This window comes from Xanthomonas sp. NCPPB 1068 (genome assembly GCF_041479385.2).
Lineage (GTDB): Bacteria > Pseudomonadota > Gammaproteobacteria > Xanthomonadales > Xanthomonadaceae > Xanthomonas > Xanthomonas cannabis.
This window is the reverse complement of the sequence record NZ_CM192986.1, coordinates 3962870-3978954: the sequence shown is the minus strand read 5'-3', so window position 1 is coordinate 3978954 and position 16085 is coordinate 3962870. Positions and strand designations below refer to the sequence as shown.

The following is a 16085-nucleotide window of genomic DNA, read 5'->3' as shown; positions in this document are numbered from 1 at the left end:
ATCAGCGAGGTGAGGGCGGTGATGCGCAATGGTGGACGTGACAAGGCAGCTGGCAAGCGCTACGCCGGTGCCGAGGCGGCGCTCGAGGGCGTGCTGGCCGATGGCCAGACCCTGGCAGTAGGCGGCTTCGGGTTATGCGGGATCCCCGAGGCGCTGATCGCCGCCGTGCGCGACAGCGGGGTGGGCGGGTTGACGGTGATTTCCAACAACGCCGGGGTCGATGGATTCGGGCTTGGTCAATTATTGGCCACGCGGCAGATTCGCAAGATGATTTCGTCCTACGTGGGCGAGAACAAGGAGTTCGAGCGTCAGTATCTGGCTGGCGAGCTCGAGCTTGAGTTCAACCCACAGGGCACGCTGGCCGAGCGCCTGCGTGCGGGCGGTGCGGGAATTCCTGCGTTCTACACCGCCACCGGCTACGGCACGATCGTGGCCGAGGGCAAGGAAACCCGCGAATTCGACGGCAAGCACTATGTGCTGGAAACCGCACTGCAGGCCGACGTCGCGCTGGTCAAGGCGTGGCGAGCCGATACCGCGGGCAACCTGGTGTTCCGCAAGACGGCGCGCAATTTCAATCCGGCCTGCGCCATGGCCGGTCGTGTCTGCATTGCCGAAGTCGAAGAAATCGTGGAGCTGGGCGCCATCGACCCGGACCACGTGCATCTACCCGGTATCTACGTCGACCGCTTGGTACTCAACGCTACGCCGGAAAAACGCATCGAACAGCGCACCGTGCGCGAAGGACAGCAGTAATGGCCTGGACCCGAGACCAGATGGCCGCCCGTGCGGCGCGCGAACTGACCGATGGCGCCTACGTCAACTTGGGAATTGGACTGCCGACGCTGGTGGCCAACCACATCCCGGAAGGCGTGGACGTGTGGCTGCAATCAGAGAATGGACTGCTCGGCATCGGCCCGTTTCCCACCGAAGACGAAGTGGATGCGGACTTGATCAATGCGGGCAAGCAGACCGTCACCGCGCGCGCCGGTGCCAGTTATTTCGGCAGCCACGATTCGTTCGCGATGATCCGCGGCGGCCATATCGACCTGGCGATCCTGGGCGCAATGCAGGTCACCGACCGCGGCGACCTGGCCAACTGGATGGTGCCCGGCAAGATGGTCAAGGGCATGGGCGGTGCGATGGACCTGGTGGCCGGCGTCAAGCGCGTGGTGGTGCTGATGGAGCACGTCGCCAAGGACGGCAGCCACAAGATCCTGCGCGAATGCGACCTGCCGCTGACGGGCGTCGGCGTGGTGGATCGCATCATCACCGACCTGGCGGTGTTCGATGTCACTGCCGACGGGTTGATCCTGGTGGAGATTGCAGAAGGGGTAAGTGAGAAGGAAGCGCGGGCTAAGACAGGAGTGCCGTTTTTGACGGCAGCGACTTGAACTAGCTTTTATGCGCGTATTTGTACGGAGCCAGGGCCTGTTCCTTGGCTCCGACGATGGAGGCGGCACTGGCTAATGCATAACCTCTGTCAATTGTAGAGAGACTTAGTAGGCGTTCAATTGCATGTGCCATTGTGCCGTCTACCTGACCTGCTTCTTTTTCAAACTCACTTGGTCGCAGATGACAATCTAAAATTGGCTGAATTGCTTGTAGGCGCAGCCAGAACATGCTTCCGCATGCGAAGCTCGCAGAGCCTATGTCTGGTTGAGTTATCCCTATCCGGGTGGCTAGCGACCGCACTGCGGACTCATTTGCTCCCCAATAGAAGCTCAGCGGCTGGATGTGGCCTTCAGGTGCAACCAGTCCTAAATTAGGCCGCTGATCAAATGCATCGATAATGCTCCTGACACGTTCGCGGGCGAGCAGGCTGCTAACCATATCTCGTCGCCATTGATCGCCATCTCGGCGATGTGTGGAGCGCTTGGTGTGTAACTTGAGTATCACCGATACACCCGCATCGATAAGCCGATCTGCAACCCTCAAAAACGGCAGGATGTCACGACCGTGATTTTCATGTACTACTACCTCTGCCTCCATTCCCTGAAGTTTGATGATGCGATTGACTGCAAGGAGGTTATTATCCGTTGTCGTAATAATAAGGTGATGATCGAATGCCGCTTCGCGTAGTTGTATCAAAAGTTCTTCTAGAACATCAACGTACCAAGCGTGGATGATCACATGAGGTAGTACGTTGCACAGACGTCGCGGTTGCAACGCCCTACGGGTCGCCTCAAGCCAAGCATAACCGAGTCGCGCGTCTGGCTCTAGCACAGCACCTTCTGCCCATTCGTTCCAAGCATTGATAAATACCAGGTTCCTACTGGCTGGAACGGCTGCGAGCCGCTCGTGAATGGTCTGAGATAACCATGCTTGATAGCCGCGTGGCGAAGAGTGGTGATACACGCGGCCGTTCCCAGAGCGACGCGGCTCATTGTCCCAACCAGGATTTACGCCCGGATAAAGCGTGTATTTCGGTAAAGGCCTAGCCGCCATTTCGGCAGCGAGAGCACGCCAATCCAACACTTCCCCTGAAAAATCAGGGTTTATCAGCAGCTGCGCCTGAGATAACGACGGCGGAGAACTCATGTTTGGGGGAAATTCCACTGCCGCATCGAAGCCGATATCCCGAGGGTCAGGACGTTCGAATCCTTGGACGTATGCGAGGTGAATTTCGCCAATGCCGTGAGTCATGCACCACTCGCGCCACCGCAATGCAGTTGCGCTAGGGTCCGGCATCAAGTTCGGGCGATAAACGAGGAGCAGTGGCTTCCCATCTACACGCAAGTATCGAGGGTCGCTGAGGTAGGTGCTAACGTGAGAAATGAACGCTAGATCATCTTCAAGACTATGTTGCTGTTCGATCAAGATATCGGCGTTGCGCCCATCCCAACGACGGGCCCAATTCTCGTTGGCCCAGCATAGACAATAGGGCAAAGGGATGCTTGCATCATCGCGCCATTTGCGTACGGGCTCCTCAAGCAACGTTTTTCCCGCAAACCAATAAAAGTAAAAACAAAACGCGCCAATTCCGTACTCTGATGCTAGCTCGGCCTGCTGACGCATAACGTTCCGGTCCCGAAGATTGTAAAACCCGAGATCTGCAGGAATCCGTGGCTGCATGTGGCCATAGAACTGCGGTAAGGCGCGGCTGACATTGCGCCATTCGGTGAATCCTTTGCCCCACCATGCGTCGTTTTCCGGAATCGGATGGAATTGTGGTAGATAGAACGCGATCAACGTCGCTGGCATAGGCACTGGCAGAACATCGTATCGGTAGGGAGTGTGGCCGATCGCTGCTTCATCGCTTCGCTGTAGCAGGCGCAGAGCCATGGTGCCTATCTCTGCGGCTCGACCCTTTAGAGGGGCCGGGACCCAATCGGTGTATCTCTCAAGAAACCAGTTCCTACAGCGGTCACGCAAGCCATCCGAAATTGGCACTACGCGAAAGCCAGCACGTAGCATGTAGTAACCAATGGTGCGGAGGCGTTTAAAAAAGAACTGGCTCATACGTGATAATTCACAGATTCTGGTAGTTCGGGCCCGAACCACCCTCCGGTGTGACCCAGTTGATGATCTCGTAGGGGTCCTTGATGTCGCAGGTCTTGCAGTGCACGCAGTTGGCGGCATTGATCTGCAGGCGTTTGCCGGAGGGGCTGGCGGTGTCTGCGACCATCTCGTAGACGTTGGCGGGGCAGAAGCGGGTGCAGGGGTTGTCGTACTCCTCCACGCAGCGGGTGGCGCAGATGTTGGTGTCGAGCACCTGCAGATGCACCGGCTGGTCTTCGTCGTGCTCGGTGGCGGCGAAATACACCGCCTGCAGGCGGTCGCGCGGGGCGAGCTCGCGGCTGACGTAGTCGCGCTTGGGTTGTTCGTAGTCGCCGATCTTGCGCAGGGCCGACCAGTCGGGCTTGTTCTTCAGGGTCCATGGCGAGGCGCCCTTGAGGGCGGTCTCCCAGGCGGCGTTGAGCAGGCCGAACCACAGCCCCTTCTTGAAACCGGGCTTGATATTGCGGACGGTCTTCAATTCGGCCATGGCATCGGAGGCGCGCAACTTGGCGTCGAAGCCCTGCGGGGCCAGCTGCGATTGCACCAGATGCTCGGCCGCCAGCATGCCGCTGCGGATCGCCTGATGGGTGCCCTTGATCTTGGGCACGTTGAGCAGGCCGGCAGTGTCGCCGATCAGCAGGGCACCCGGCATCTCCACCTTCGGCAGCGACTGCCAGCCGCCGGTGACGATGGCGCGCGCGCCTGCCGACAGGATGCTGCCACCCTCCAGCAGCGACTTGATCAGTGTGTGGTTCTTCCATTGCTGGAAGGCTTCCCACGGCTGGTATTCGGGGTCGCCGTAGTCCAGTCCGCTGACATAGCCGAGCGCAACCTGGTTGTTGTCCAGGTGATACAGAAAGCTGCCGCCGTAGGTTCGATTGTCGGCCGGCCAGCCGATGGTGTGCACGATCTTGCCTGGCGTAACGCGGCCTTCGGGCACCTGCCACAGCTCCTTGATGCCGATCGAATACCCTTGCGGGTCGCTGTCGGCAGTGAGGTCGAAGCGCTTGAGCAGCCGCTTGGTCAGGTGACCGCGCGCGCCCTCGGCCAGTACGGTGACCTTGGCGCGGATGTCGATGCCGGCGGTGTAGCCGGGCTTGTGCGACCCGTCCTTGGCCACGCCCATGTCGCCGATACGCACGCCCACCACCTGGCCGCTGTCGTCATGCAGGGTCTCGGCAGCGGCAAAGCCGGGGTAGATCTCCACGCCCAGCGCTTCGGCCTGCGGCGCGAGCCAGGCGCACATCGCGCCCAGGCTGACGATGAAGTTGCCGTGGTTGCGCATGCCCGGCGGCACCACCGGGAACTTGCGTGCGCTGTCCTTGCCGAGAAACCAGAATTCGTCGTCGGTGGCGGCCACGCAGATCGGCGGCGGGTTGTCGCGCCAGCCCGGCAGCAGGGCATCCAGCGGGCCGGGCTCGATCACCGCACCGGACAGGATGTGTGCGCCGATGGTGCTGGATTTTTCGATCACGCAGACGCTCAGCTCGGGGTTGAGCTGCTTGAGCCGGATCGCGAACGACAGCCCGGCCGGACCGGCACCGACGGTGACGACGTCGTATTCCATGACGTCACGCTCGACCGCCTCTGACGCTTGCGCGCCGATTCCCGCTTCCGACATTGCTCCGCTCCCGTTGGCTCGATGGCTGGTGCGCATTTTCCGGGATTGCATGTGATGGCGGCAAATCGCTGCGATTCATCCGCCGTGGACAGCGCCGCCAGGGGCCTGCGTGCTAGCGTTCGGAGATGAAGATTCCGGTCCCATTGCCGGGCGCGCAGGTGCAGTGGTGGCGCGGCTGGTTGCAGGCGGCGGCGGCCGATGCGCTGCTGCAGACATTGCTGACACAGGTGCAGTGGGAGGTGCACCGCATCCGCATGTTCGGGCGGGTGGTGGATTCGCCGCGCCTGAGCAGCTGGATCGGCGATCCGGAGGCAAGCTATCGCTATTCGGGCACGCAGTTTTCGCCGCAGCCGTGGCTGGACGCATTGCAGCCGTTACGTGCTCGTCTGCAGGAAGACACCGGCCGCCCGTTCAATAGCGTGCTGGTCAATCGGTATCGCAGTGGCAATGATGCGATGGGCTGGCACAGCGACGACGAGCCGGAGTTGGGCGCCCAGCCGTTGATTGCCTCGGTGAGCCTGGGCGCAACGCGACGCTTTGCGTTCAAACATCGCGACGATGCGGCCTTGAAGCAGACGCTGGAACTGGGGCACGGCGATTTGCTGCTGATGGGTGGCGACACCCAGCGCTGCTACAAGCACGCCCTGCCACGCACGGCGCGGCAGGTGGGGGAGCGGATCAATCTGACTTTTCGGCAGATTGCATCGGCTGCGGCAGGATGACGGTGTTCCGCGGCAGGCGTGAGATCAGGCTTGGGGCATTGCGTGCCCTCATCCGGCGCTGCGCGCCACCTTCTCCCGCTTGCGGGAGAAGGGAGGCGGGTGGATCCCGTCGCGTGCAAAGTGCTGGATCTGATGCCGGTGCAAAGTGCTGGATCTGATGCCGGGTGAGATGCGTCCAGGCTGCAGGTCGACGTGCCGGCTTACGGTGTGCGTGGCAGCGCCGCACTGTCCTGTTGCCCGGTGGTGAGCGTCCAGCCCACCAGGTCGGTGGTGACCTGGGTCAGCGCCTGCTCGAACGCCGCGGCAACCGCTGCCACATCGGTGCCGCTGGAAGGGCGGGCGACCAGGAAGGTCCGCGAGGCGACCACGCGCTGATCCGAGGAGTGCAGCAGCTTGGCGTTGAGTTCGATGGTGGCCGATGGCACCGGCTGGCCGGCGTAATCGGACTCGAAGCGGCGCAGGTCGATCGCCAGTTTGTAGTCCGAGCGGATGCCGGTGCCGATGCGCGCGACCGCCGCGATCTTGCCGGAGTCCTCGAACCCGCGCACGACGCTGTCTTCCAGCATGTCGGTGGCCGGTTGCGCCCAGCCGGCGCCGTGGTAGATCTGCAATTCGCCCGGCGTCGGGCGCACGTTGATGCGCGGGCTGTCGATCACGCGCGCAGCGCTGGGCTTACTGATGGCCAGCTGCCAGGTGACCTGCGGCCAGGACGGATTCGGCGTCACGCGCACGGTGGGCGCGTAGATCGTGGCCGGCTTCTGGTCGCCGCCGGTCAGGACCGAGCAGCCGCCCAGCGCCAGCAACGAGATGCACAGCAGGGGACGCAACAGGCGCATGGCAGTCATTTCGGTTCGAACTCCTTGGGTGCGTCGCGGCCGAGCAGGTAGCGCGCAGGGTTGTTGTCCAGTTTGTCGCTGACCCGGCGCAGGTCGCGGATCAGGCCGCGCAATTCGGTCAGCGTGGGGCCGAGCTGGCCCAGCCCGTCGTTGGCAAAACTGTTGATGGCCGCGCGGTTCTCGCCAAGGATGTTGTCGGCATTGCCGGCGGCCGAATCCAGCTTGACCAACGTTGCATCGAGCTTGCTCAGGATGCCCGGCAGCTGCTGCACCAGGTTCTGATCCAGCCGCTTGATGGTGCCGTTGGTGGTGGTCAGGGTGGTGTCCAGATTGCGTGCGGCATCGCGCGCGCTGACGATCAGCGCCTGCATGCCTTCGTCGCGATCGGCGATGCCGCCGCTGATCTTTTCCAGGTTCTGCAGCGTGGCCGAAATGCTCGCCACGTTCTTGTCCGAGAGCATCTCGTCCATGCGTTCGACGATGCGGTTGGCGGTGTCGGTGATGTTCTGCAGTGCCGACGGCGTGGTCTGGATGATCGGCGCATCGCTCTTGTCGATGGTGGTCAGCGACGGCGCCTCGGGCGTGCCGCCGGAGAGCTGGATGATCGACGGGCCGGTCAGGCTGGTGATGGCCAGCTTGGCGCGGGTGTCGCTCTTGATCGGCGTGGTGGAATTCACCCGCACGTGGGCGACCACCTGGCGCGGATCGTTTGGTGCCAGGGTCAGCTCGGTGATCGAGCCGACTGCGATGCCGTTGTACTGCACCGGGCTGCCGACCGACAGGCCGGTGACCGCCTCGCGGAACACCACCCGGTATTGCTGCCAGGTGCGGTCGGAGGAGTACTTGGCGGCCCACAGCCCGAAGAGCAGCAGGGCCAGGCCAGCCACGATGGTGAAGGCGCCGATCAGGACGTAATTGGCTTTGGTTTCCATGCTCAGGCGGTCTCGGTGGAGTCGGTCTTGGCTGCGCGTGCGGCGCGGGCGCGCGGACCGTGGAAGTATTCCTGGATCCAGGGGTGGTCGAGTTGTTCGACCTCGGCCAATGGCGCGTTGGCGATCACCTTGCGATCGGCCAGCACGGCGATGCGGTCGCAGATGGCGTACAGCGTATCCAGGTCGTGGGTGATCAGGAACACCGTCAGGCCCAGGGCCTGCTGCAGGGTACGGATCAGGCGGTCGAAGGCGGCCGCGCCGATCGGATCCAGCCCGGCAGTGGGTTCGTCCAGGAACAGCAGCGGCGGGTCCAGTGCCAGCGCACGCGCCAGGCCCGCGCGCTTGCGCATGCCGCCGGACAATTGCGAGGGCAGCTTGTCCAACGCATCGGCCGGCAGGCCGGCCAACTTGATCTTCAGCAGCGCCAGCTCGAAATACCAGCGCTCCGGGAACTCGCCGTGATGTTCCTTCAGCGGCACCTGCACGTTCTCGCCCACGGTCATGGAAGAGAACAGCGCGCCGTCCTGGAACAGCACGCCGGTGTTGCGGGTGATCAGCTGCCGGTCGGCGAAGCTGCCCGAACGCGCATCCGCCCCCAGCACGTGGATGCTGCCGGCATCCGGCTCGCGCAGGCCCAGGATGCTGCGCATCAGCACCGACTTGCCGGTGCCCGAGCCGCCGACCACGCCCAGGATCTCGCCGCGACGCACGTCCAGATCCAGTTCCTCGTGCACGGTCTGGCTGCCGAAGCGGTTGGTGAGCCCGCGCACTGAAATCGCCAGTTGCTCGTCGTCGGCCTCTGGGGCGGGATTGGGGAGTGGGGATTCGGGATTGGTCAAAACACTTTTCTCCCGAATACCAGTGCAAGCGCTTTGCGCCTGCTCCGCACGAATCCCAAATCCCGAATGTCCAATCCCGGCTCCATCACCACCCCATCTTCATGAACCACAACGCCGCAATCGCGTCGAGGATGATGACCAAGGAAATCGTCTGCACCACCGAGGAGGTGGTGCGTTCGCCCACCGACTGCGCGGTGCCGCTGACCTTGAGCCCTTCCAGGCAGCCGATCAGGCCGATCACCAGCGCGAACAGCGGCGCCTTCGACAGGCCGACCAGGAAGTGCCGCAACTGGATGGTCTCGTGCATGCGCGCCAGATACATCTGCGGCGGGATGTCCAGGTCGAACGCGCCCACCGTGACGCCACCGGCCAGGCCGGCGATCATCGCGATGAAGGTCAGCAGCGGCAGGGTGAAGATCAGCGCCAGCAGGCGTGGGATCACCAGCAGGTCGATCGGGTCCAGGCCGAGGGTGCGGATGGCATCGACTTCCTCGCGCGATTTCATCGCACCGATCTGCGCGGTGAAGGCGCTGGCGGTGCGTCCGGCCAGCACGATGGCGGTCAGCAGCACCGCGAACTCGCGCAGGAAGGCGATGGACACCAGTTCCACCACGTAAATCTCTGCGCCGAAGTCGCGCAGGATGGTCGAGCCCAGGAACGCGATCACCGCGCCGACCAGGTAGGACAGCAGCACCACCAGCGGCACCGCGTCCAGACCGACCTGCTCCATGTGGTGCACGGTGGAGGTCAGGCGGAAGCGGCGCGGCTCATGGATCAGCCGCATGATCTTGACCAGGTTCTCGCCGAGAAAACTGTTCAATTCCAGGATGCCCTGGCCGACGCCATGGGTGGTGCGGCCCAGACGGTCCAGCGCGGCGACGAAGCCGTAATCGCGCTTGGGCTTGGGGCGTTCGTCGTTGAGTTCCTCGATGGTGCACACCAGTGCCTGGTGCTCGTCGCGGAAATCGATGGCGTCTTCCTTGAGCCCCATGCGGCCGGCAAAGCGCAGCAACTGCAGCACGCCGGCCGAATCCAGTTGCCCGATGCCGCGCGCGTCGATGCGGCGCACCCCATCGGGCACGGTCTGCAACAGTTCTGCCTGGGGCAGGGCGGTCGCCAGGACCCAACTGCCGGCGAGGCGGATCTGTGCCTGATCCTGCGAGTCTTGTTCGATGCGGGGAGGTTGCGGTTTGATCATGGGTGGCCTGTCCGTGGCACCAGCATACAGGGCCGGCGTGAGCGAAAGATGGGGACGCGGCGGCGGCGATCGCCTTGCCCCCGGCAATCGGGGCGCCGGCCACGCGCGCTGCGGCATACACTGGCGGCCTCGCCACACGGCGTTTCTCCGGCCCGACCCGCCACGCATGTCCGCTGCCACCGTCGTCTTACCGTCCGCCAGCGCCACCTACGCCCAGCGCGTCGCCTTCGTATCGGAAATCGCCGGGCGCCTGCATTCCTATGGCACCACTGCGCAGCGCCTGGAGGCGGCAGTGGTCGGGCTGTCGCAAAAACTCGGTCTGGACTGCGAACCCTGGTCCAACCCCACCGGCATCATCCTGAGCTTCAGCGACCCGACCAAGGCGATCGGCTCCAGCGACATCACCCGGGTGATCCGGCTCGCGCCGGGCGAGAACGATCTGTACAAGCTCAGCGTGGCCGACTACGTGGCCGACAGCGTGGCCAATGGGCGCATGAGCATTGCCCAGGGGCACACCGCCTTGCGCCGGTTGGACCGGGAGGTCGATCGGCGCGGCAAGACCATGCAGGTGCTGGCGTTCGGGCTGGCCGCCGCCGGCGTGGCCGGGTTGTGGAAGCTGCCCTGGCTGGACATCGCCACTGCCGGCGCCATCGGCATGTCGATCGGCCTGCTGACCCAGTACACCGACAAGCGGCCGGCGACCAAGGAAGCCGGCGAAGCGCTGGCCGGGCTGCTGGCCGGCGTAGTGGCGGCAGTGGTGGCCTCGCTGGTCGGGCCGTTGAACCTCAATACGGTGATCATCGCCTCGCTGGTGGTGTTGCTGCCCGGCATGTCGCTGACCAACGCATTCAACGAGCTGGCCAGCCAGCACTGGGTGTCCGGGACTGCGCGCCTGGCCGGTGCGGTCACTACGGTGCTCAAACTCACGGTCGGCGCGGTGATCGCGGTGACGCTGACCCAGCTGGTCGGCCTGCACCCACGGGTGGCGGCCTTGCGTCCGCAGTCTGGATGGGTGGAGTGGGCCTCGCTGCTGGTGGCCGCGTACGCGTTTGCGGTGTTGTTCAAGGCCAATCGGCGCGATTATTTATGGATCATGGCCGCGGCAATGTCCGGTTATGTCATCGCGCGTTATGCCGGCCATGCCTGGGGTGGCCCGGCCGGTGTATTCGCCTCGGCCATGGCACTGACCGCCGCCGGGAATCTGTTTGGGCGGGTCGTTCAAAAACCCGGTGCGCTGATCCGGTTGCCGGGCATCATCATGCTGGTTCCCGGGAGTGTCAGCCTGCGGGGATTTTTGACCCTGGTGCAGCAGCAGGATGTCAGTGTCGGGCAAGCGGCATTGTTGGCGGTGACCAATATCGTGATGGCATTGATGGCCGGCCTGCTGTTCGGCAATCTGCTGATTCCGGCGCGCAAGAATTTATGAATAAGCCGATCATCGCCCAATAAAAACGCCGGCAATGCCGGCGTTTTTATTGGTCTGGATTTAAGCGGCCTTGGCTTTCTTGCTGGCGCGCTTGGTTGCCGTCTTGCGCGGCGTGGTCTTTTTTGTCGCTGCCTTTTTTGTAGCACCGCCCACCTTGCTGATCAGAAAGTCTTCCACTTTCTTGCCGGCAGCGGTCAATTCGGCCAGCCAGCGCGGCTGCTTGCCACGGCCGGTCCAGGTCTCCTGGGCATTGGCGGGGTTGCGGTATTTCGGCGGAACCTTGCCCAGCTTGCGGCCGGCACGCGGGCCCGGCTTGCCGGCAGCGGCGGGACGACCTGGCCCGGCACTGGCGGCGCTACCGAACAATTCTTCGATGGAATACCCCTGGGCTTTTGCCGCACGGGTCAGCTGAGTGCGAACCTTGGCGATCGGGGCGCGCTTGGCAACCACGGTCTGTTGCTTCTTTGCGTTTTTGATCAAGGCGCCCAATTGCTTGGCCGACAGGCCGGTGAGATCGATCGACATCACTACTCCGGAAGAATGAGAGAGAAAGAATGCCGGTCCGTGGCAGCGGCGGCCATCATAATGTCAGAAAACCGGTATGACAAATGCGCCGAAATACTTCGGCGCCTTGCGTTCATCCAATTGGAGCGGGGGCGCGTTGTTTGATCAACGGCCCAGGCGGGAGAATAATCCGGCCTTATCCAGGTTTTCTGCCGAATCGGCGGTGCGGGCGCGATATTCAAATGTGCCGGCGGCCAATCCCCGTTCCGAGACCACCACCCGATGCGGAATGCCCAAGAGTTCCATATCGGCAAACATGGCACCCGGACGTAGACCGCGGTCATCCAATGCTGCATCGATGCCGGTGGCAATCAATTCGTCCAGCAATGCCTGGGCGGCGGCCACCACGCTGGGGTCCTGTTTGGGATTGATCACGCACACCACCACCTGCCACGGCGCCATCGGCGCCGGCCAGATGATGCCGGCCTCGTCGTGGTTCTGTTCGATCGCTGCGGCCACGATGCGCGAAATGCCGATGCCGTAGCAGCCCATCTTCATCACTGCGGCCTTGCCGTTTTCGTCGATGACGGTGGCCTGCAGTGCCTGCGCGTACTGGCTGCCCAGCTGGAACACGTGGCCGACCTCGATGCCGCGCGCCAGGCGCAGTTCGCCGCCATCGGCGGCGCGCTCGCCTTCGACCACGTTACGCACATCGGCCACCGTCTCCGGTTCCGGCAGGTCGCGGCCCCAGTTGACGCCGACCAGATGCGCGCCGACCACATTGGCGCCGACCACGAAATCGGCCATTGCCGCGACATCGCGGTCGGCGACCACGCGGACCGGGCGCGCAGTGTTCACCGGGCCCAGGAAACCCGGCTCGCAGCCCAGGTGCTCGCGGATTTCGGTTTCATTGGCCAGGCGATAGTCGGCCAGGCCAGCCACCTTGCCCAGCTTGATCTCGTTGACCGCATGGTCGCCGCGGACCAGCACCAGCACGAAGCCGGCCTGCGTCATCACCGCCACCGACTTGACCGTCCGCTGCAACGCGATGCCCAGCAGCTGTGCGACGTCGTCGCAGGTCTTCTGGGTGGGCGTTGCCACCTGCTGCATCGCTTCGCTCGCGTCGGGGCGCGCGGCAGGCAGTGCGGCGCTGGCGGTTTCCACATTGGCCGCGTAATCGGACCCGGTGGAGAACGCCAGCGAGTCTTCGCCGGAGGCGGCGATGACGTGGAATTCCTGCGAGGCGTCACCGCCGATGGCGCCCGAATCGGCCTGCACCGCGCGGAACTCCAACCCCAGGCGGGTGAAGATGCGGGTGTAGGCGGCGCGCATGTTGTCGTATTCGCGCGCCATGTCCTCGTCGGTGAGATGGAAGGAGTAGGCGTCCTTCATCAGGAACTCGCGCGCACGCATCACGCCAAAGCGCGGGCGGATTTCATCGCGGAACTTGGTCTGGATCTGGTAGAAGTTCAGCGGCAGCTGCTTGTAGCTGTTGATCTCCTGGCGCGCGAATTCGGCCGCGGCTTCTTCGGCGGTGGGGCTGTAGCAGAACTCCTGCTCCTTGCGGTCCTTGATCTTGAGCAGCTGCCCGCCGAACTTTTCCCAACGGCCGGTGGCGTCCCACAGCTCGCGCGGCTGGATGGTGGGGAACAGCACTTCCACCGCCCCGGCACGGTTCATTTCCTCGCGCACGATCGCCTCGACCTTGCGCAGCACGCGCAGGCCCAGCGGCGACCAGGTGTACAGCCCGGAGGCCAGCTTGCGGATCATGCCCGCGCGCAGCATCAGACGGTGGCTGACCAGCTCGGCGTCGGCCGGGGTTTCCTTGGTGGTGTGCAGGTGGAACTGGGAAAGACGCATCGGGCTTCGCTTGGGCGGAAAGCCCATAGTTTGCCAGTCTCGCGCCCTGCCGGTCATCGCCGGGCGCGCTTTGCCGGTGGTCGCCGGCCGGCAGGGCGGCTGCCCGGCGGCTCTCGGGCGCCCTGGCCTGCGCTCGCGAGTGCCTCGCCAGGGGAGCGGCCGCGCGCAGACATCGGCAGTGGGCGAGCCATCCGATGCCGGTTCAAGGTGGTCATCACGCGAGCCCGGAGATCGTGCAATGGGTCAGGCCACTGCGGCCATTCCGGTATTGCAGTCGTGCTGCCAGGACGTCAGCCGCGTGGATGCTTCCGGTATTGGCAGCATGAGCGGTGCATGGGCCTCGGTCCGCAGGCAGGACAGCGCCGCTCGTGCGCTGGCGATGCCGTCCGGCTCAGGTGGCCGGGGTGCCGGTGGCTGCCGGCTTGCAGTAGGCCTTGACGGCGGCGTCGGCAAGATTGCGCTGCGCGGCGCGGGCGTCCGCATCCAGCACCGCGCCGGGCTTGCCGTCGGCGCCGGCGCTCATGCTGACCTCGCCCTTGCCGCTGAGCAGCTCCAGGTTGCGGCGGGCGGTCAGGCAGTCGGCCGACTCGGGCGCGGTGGTCTCCGGGGCCGCAATGGCGGCGGTGCCGCTGCGCGCATCGATCCGGCGCGCCTCATAGCGCTGGCCGGTCGGTGGCGGGGTTTCGGTGTAGTGGGTCACGCCCTTGGCGTCCTTCCACTTGTACAGATCGGTAGCGCCGGCGGTGGCGCTTACCAGCAGCAACAGGGCGCAAAGCCCGGACGGCAGGTGCATGTGGCTTTCCCCTGGATGATTCCCGCCGCGATTGCAGCATCCGGCGCCTGCCCTGGCAAGTGATCGCGCGTGCAGGGCGCGCTACCGCCGGACGGACCTCAGGCCCTACACTTGGCGGATGGATGAAATGAGACCGCCTCCGCGCTCGCGCACGATTTACCTGCTGCCGAACCTGTTCACCACCGCCGGGCTGTTTTCCGGGTTCTACGCCATCATTGCCGCCGCCAATGGCCAGTTCGTGCAGGCGGCGATGGCGGTGTTCGTGGCTGCGGTGATGGACGGGCTGGACGGCCGGGTGGCGCGCCTGACCAACACCAGCAGCGAGTTCGGCGTGCAGTACGACTCGCTGGCCGATCTGGTCAGCTTCGGCATGGCCCCGGCGCTGGTGATGTACCACTGGTCGCTGTCGGCGCTGAAGTACGACAGCAACGTGATGGGCCGGGTAGGCTGGTCGGCTGCCTTTCTGTATGCGGCCTGCGCGGCGCTGCGGCTGGCGCGCTTCAACACCCAGGTTGGCGTGGTCGACAAACGCTGGTTCATCGGCTTGGCTAGCCCGGCGGCGGCGGGGCTGATGATGTCTTTTGTGTGGGCCTTTGCCGACGACAGCCTGGGCTTCGATGGCGAGCAGCTGCGCTATGTGGCGCTGGCCGTCACGGTGGTGTCGGCGCTGTTGATGGTCAGCCGGATCCGCTTCTGGAGCTTCAAGGGTGGCGCACGCGGCCCGCGTGCCGACCGTGTGCCGTTTCTGGCGTTGGCCATCGCCACGGTGGTGATCGCGTTGCTGGTGATCGATCTGGCGCGCTCGCTGCTGGTGATCGGCGTGTTGTATGCGTTGTCCGGCCCGGTGATGTGGCTGTGGCGGCGCTGGCGGCGCGTGCCCGAGCTCCCGTGAGCCGGCGTCCATGAACCAGGCAGCCAGCGAACCGGTGTGGTCCGATCTGCAGGTGTCGTGCCTGCAGGCAATGGGGCACACCGTGTATCTGGACCGTGATGCGGCCGATGCGTTGCCTGCACCGGTGGACGTGGCCGACAGCGCGCCGCTGTCGGCGCCAGTGCGTGCGCCACGCGCACCGCAAACCGCGCCGGCTGCCAGCGCATCGCCGCGGCGTCCGGCGCCTGTTGCGCCGGCCGAGCCGCCGCGCGTGCCGGACACCACCGCCACGACCGCGCCCCAGCGGCGCAGCCGTGTCGGTCTGCCCGATCGACTGCAGATGGCGCTGTTGCGCGCGTCCGGTTGCAACCCCGGTGATCCCAGCACCCAAGCCTTGATGGCGTCCTGGCCGTTGGCCGAATTGCGTGGCAACCCGGCCGCCAAGCGGGCGCTGTGGCCGCAGCTGCGCGCGTTGCGTCGTCGCCAGGACCCGGCATGAGCGCGATGAACGCGCCGCTGCCCGCCACGTTGCGTGCCATGCGCGAAAGCGATCTGGACGTGGTGATGGAGATCGAGCTGCGCGCCTACCCGTTCCCTTGGACGCGCAGCATCTTTCGCGATTGCCTGCAGGCCGGTTACCCGGGATGGGTGATGGAGCAGGGTGGCCAGGTCATCGGCTATGGCGTCATCAGCGTCGCTGCCGACGAGGCACATGTGCTCAATGTCTGCATTGCGCCCGAAGCACAATCGCAAGGGCACGGGCGCGTGCTGTTGCGCGCGCTGATCAAGGGCGCCTGCGACCGCGGCGCGCGGCGCGCATTTCTGGAAGTACGCCCATCCAATCCGTCGGCGATTGCGCTGTATCACTCCGAAGGCTTCAACGAGATCGGGCGGCGTCCGCGGTACTACCCCTCCCACACCGGCCGCGAGGATGCGTTGGTGATGGCGATCGAGTTGTTCTTCGAAGGCTTCTCCTGAGCGAGCG

The 16085-nt window shown here is 64.5% G+C and carries 16 protein-coding genes; 7 read left to right on the top strand and 9 right to left on the bottom strand.

Annotation, left to right across the window (positions count from 1 at the left end; translation table 11 throughout):
- The first annotated feature begins 21 nt into the window (after positions 1-21).
- The gene (locus ACCQ12_RS16785; RefSeq protein WP_372383648.1) at positions 22-753 is read left to right on the top strand and encodes a CoA transferase subunit A; all 732 of its coding nucleotides are present in this window, start codon (positions 22-24) and stop codon (positions 751-753) included.
- Positions 753-1391, top strand: coding sequence for a CoA transferase subunit B (locus ACCQ12_RS16780; protein ID WP_372361380.1), 639 nt, complete (start codon positions 753-755; stop codon positions 1389-1391). Before ACCQ12_RS16785 ends, ACCQ12_RS16780 begins: the two co-directional genes overlap by 1 nt.
- 1 nt (position 1392) lies before the next feature.
- Here ACCQ12_RS16780 and ACCQ12_RS16775 read toward each other — a convergent pair whose 3' ends face one another.
- Both ACCQ12_RS16775 and ACCQ12_RS16770 read right to left on the bottom strand, forming a co-directional pair.
- Positions 1393-3459, bottom strand: coding sequence for a glycoside hydrolase family 99-like domain-containing protein (locus ACCQ12_RS16775; RefSeq protein ID WP_372382286.1), 2067 nt, complete (start codon positions 3457-3459; stop codon positions 1393-1395).
- Positions 3460-3469: 10 nt separating this feature from the next.
- Positions 3470-5119 (bottom strand): electron transfer flavoprotein-ubiquinone oxidoreductase, encoded by a 1650-nt coding sequence (locus ACCQ12_RS16770; RefSeq protein ID WP_372382285.1) that lies wholly within the window; start codon positions 5117-5119, stop codon positions 3470-3472.
- 125 nt (positions 5120-5244) lie between these two features.
- Here ACCQ12_RS16770 and ACCQ12_RS16765 point away from each other — a divergent pair, with 125 nt between their 5' ends.
- Complete coding sequence (locus ACCQ12_RS16765) at positions 5245-5841, top strand: alpha-ketoglutarate-dependent dioxygenase AlkB family protein (protein ID WP_372382284.1); 597 nt, start codon at positions 5245-5247, stop codon at positions 5839-5841.
- 200 nt (positions 5842-6041) lie between these two features.
- Here the strand turns inward: ACCQ12_RS16765 and ACCQ12_RS16760 are convergent, their stop codons facing one another.
- The 4 genes from ACCQ12_RS16760 to ACCQ12_RS16745 form a co-directional block, all read right to left on the bottom strand.
- Entirely contained in the window at positions 6042-6686 is a 645-nt protein-coding gene (locus ACCQ12_RS16760) for an ABC-type transport auxiliary lipoprotein family protein (protein WP_372382283.1), read from the bottom strand.
- Positions 6683-7609: an MlaD family protein gene (locus tag ACCQ12_RS16755; protein ID WP_039412542.1), complete on the bottom strand. Its 927-nt coding sequence runs from the start codon at positions 7607-7609 to the stop codon at positions 6683-6685. The genes ACCQ12_RS16760 and ACCQ12_RS16755 overlap by 4 nt, the downstream gene beginning before the upstream one ends.
- 2 nt (positions 7610-7611) lie before the next feature.
- Entirely contained in the window at positions 7612-8448 is an 837-nt protein-coding gene (locus tag ACCQ12_RS16750; protein ID WP_166749294.1) for an ABC transporter ATP-binding protein, read from the bottom strand.
- Between the two features lie 85 nt (positions 8449-8533).
- Positions 8534-9763, bottom strand: coding sequence for an MlaE family ABC transporter permease (locus tag ACCQ12_RS16745; protein WP_355605116.1), 1230 nt, complete (start codon positions 9761-9763; stop codon positions 8534-8536).
- Positions 9764-9812: 49 nt separating this feature from the next.
- Between ACCQ12_RS16745 and ACCQ12_RS16740 the strand changes: the two genes are divergently transcribed.
- On the top strand, positions 9813-11072 hold the full coding sequence (locus ACCQ12_RS16740; protein WP_039566260.1) for a threonine/serine exporter family protein: 1260 nt from the start codon (positions 9813-9815) through the stop codon (positions 11070-11072).
- Between the two features lie 60 nt (positions 11073-11132).
- Here ACCQ12_RS16740 and ACCQ12_RS16735 read toward each other — a convergent pair whose 3' ends face one another.
- The 3 genes from ACCQ12_RS16735 to ACCQ12_RS16725 form a co-directional block, all read right to left on the bottom strand.
- Positions 11133-11597: an H-NS histone family protein gene (locus tag ACCQ12_RS16735; RefSeq protein WP_166744262.1), complete on the bottom strand. Its 465-nt coding sequence runs from the start codon at positions 11595-11597 to the stop codon at positions 11133-11135.
- Between the two features lie 144 nt (positions 11598-11741).
- Positions 11742-13436, bottom strand: coding sequence for a proline--tRNA ligase (locus ACCQ12_RS16730; protein ID WP_372382282.1), 1695 nt, complete (start codon positions 13434-13436; stop codon positions 11742-11744).
- Positions 13437-13827: 391 nt separating this feature from the next.
- A complete protein-coding gene (locus tag ACCQ12_RS16725) occupies positions 13828-14229 on the bottom strand; it encodes a DUF4124 domain-containing protein (protein WP_047695001.1) in 402 nt (133 codons plus the stop codon).
- Positions 14230-14347: 118 nt separating this feature from the next.
- Here ACCQ12_RS16725 and pssA point away from each other — a divergent pair, with 118 nt between their 5' ends.
- From pssA to rimI, 3 genes are read left to right on the top strand one after another with little or no spacing between them, the layout of a single operon-like run.
- Complete coding sequence (gene pssA / locus ACCQ12_RS16720) at positions 14348-15121, top strand: CDP-diacylglycerol--serine O-phosphatidyltransferase (RefSeq protein WP_039412527.1); 774 nt, start codon at positions 14348-14350, stop codon at positions 15119-15121.
- A gap of 10 nt (positions 15122-15131) precedes the next feature.
- Positions 15132-15599 carry an alanine acetyltransferase gene (locus ACCQ12_RS16715; protein ID WP_372382281.1) on the top strand — a complete coding sequence of 156 codons (468 nt, stop codon included), beginning with the start codon at positions 15132-15134 and terminating at the stop codon, positions 15597-15599.
- A complete protein-coding gene (gene rimI, locus ACCQ12_RS16710) occupies positions 15596-16078 on the top strand; it encodes a ribosomal protein S18-alanine N-acetyltransferase (protein WP_184556021.1) in 483 nt (160 codons plus the stop codon). Before ACCQ12_RS16715 ends, rimI begins: the two co-directional genes overlap by 4 nt.
- Positions 16079-16085: the final 7 nt, after the last annotated feature.

Coding starts and splice junctions, on each gene's coding strand:
- ACCQ12_RS16785 (WP_372383648.1), top strand. CDS start 22: ATGCGCAATGGTGGACGTGACAAGGCAGCTGGCAAGCGCTACGCCGGT.
- ACCQ12_RS16780 (WP_372361380.1), top strand. CDS start 753: ATGGCCTGGACCCGAGACCAGATGGCCGCCCGTGCGGCGCGCGAACTG.
- ACCQ12_RS16775 (WP_372382286.1), bottom strand. CDS start 3,459: ATGAGCCAGTTCTTTTTTAAACGCCTCCGCACCATTGGTTACTACATG.
- ACCQ12_RS16770 (WP_372382285.1), bottom strand. CDS start 5,119: ATGTCGGAAGCGGGAATCGGCGCGCAAGCGTCAGAGGCGGTCGAGCGT.
- ACCQ12_RS16765 (WP_372382284.1), top strand. CDS start 5,245: ATGAAGATTCCGGTCCCATTGCCGGGCGCGCAGGTGCAGTGGTGGCGC.
- ACCQ12_RS16760 (WP_372382283.1), bottom strand. CDS start 6,686: ATGACTGCCATGCGCCTGTTGCGTCCCCTGCTGTGCATCTCGTTGCTG.
- ACCQ12_RS16755 (WP_039412542.1), bottom strand. CDS start 7,609: ATGGAAACCAAAGCCAATTACGTCCTGATCGGCGCCTTCACCATCGTG.
- ACCQ12_RS16745 (WP_355605116.1), bottom strand. CDS start 9,763: ATGCCGCAGCGCGCGTGGCCGGCGCCCCGATTGCCGGGGGCAAGGCGA.
- ACCQ12_RS16740 (WP_039566260.1), top strand. CDS start 9,813: ATGTCCGCTGCCACCGTCGTCTTACCGTCCGCCAGCGCCACCTACGCC.
- ACCQ12_RS16735 (WP_166744262.1), bottom strand. CDS start 11,597: ATGTCGATCGATCTCACCGGCCTGTCGGCCAAGCAATTGGGCGCCTTG.
- ACCQ12_RS16730 (WP_372382282.1), bottom strand. CDS start 13,436: ATGCGTCTTTCCCAGTTCCACCTGCACACCACCAAGGAAACCCCGGCC.
- ACCQ12_RS16725 (WP_047695001.1), bottom strand. CDS start 14,229: ATGCACCTGCCGTCCGGGCTTTGCGCCCTGTTGCTGCTGGTAAGCGCC.
- pssA (WP_039412527.1), top strand. CDS start 14,348: ATGGATGAAATGAGACCGCCTCCGCGCTCGCGCACGATTTACCTGCTG.
- ACCQ12_RS16715 (WP_372382281.1), top strand. CDS start 15,132: ATGAACCAGGCAGCCAGCGAACCGGTGTGGTCCGATCTGCAGGTGTCG.
- rimI (WP_184556021.1), top strand. CDS start 15,596: ATGAGCGCGATGAACGCGCCGCTGCCCGCCACGTTGCGTGCCATGCGC.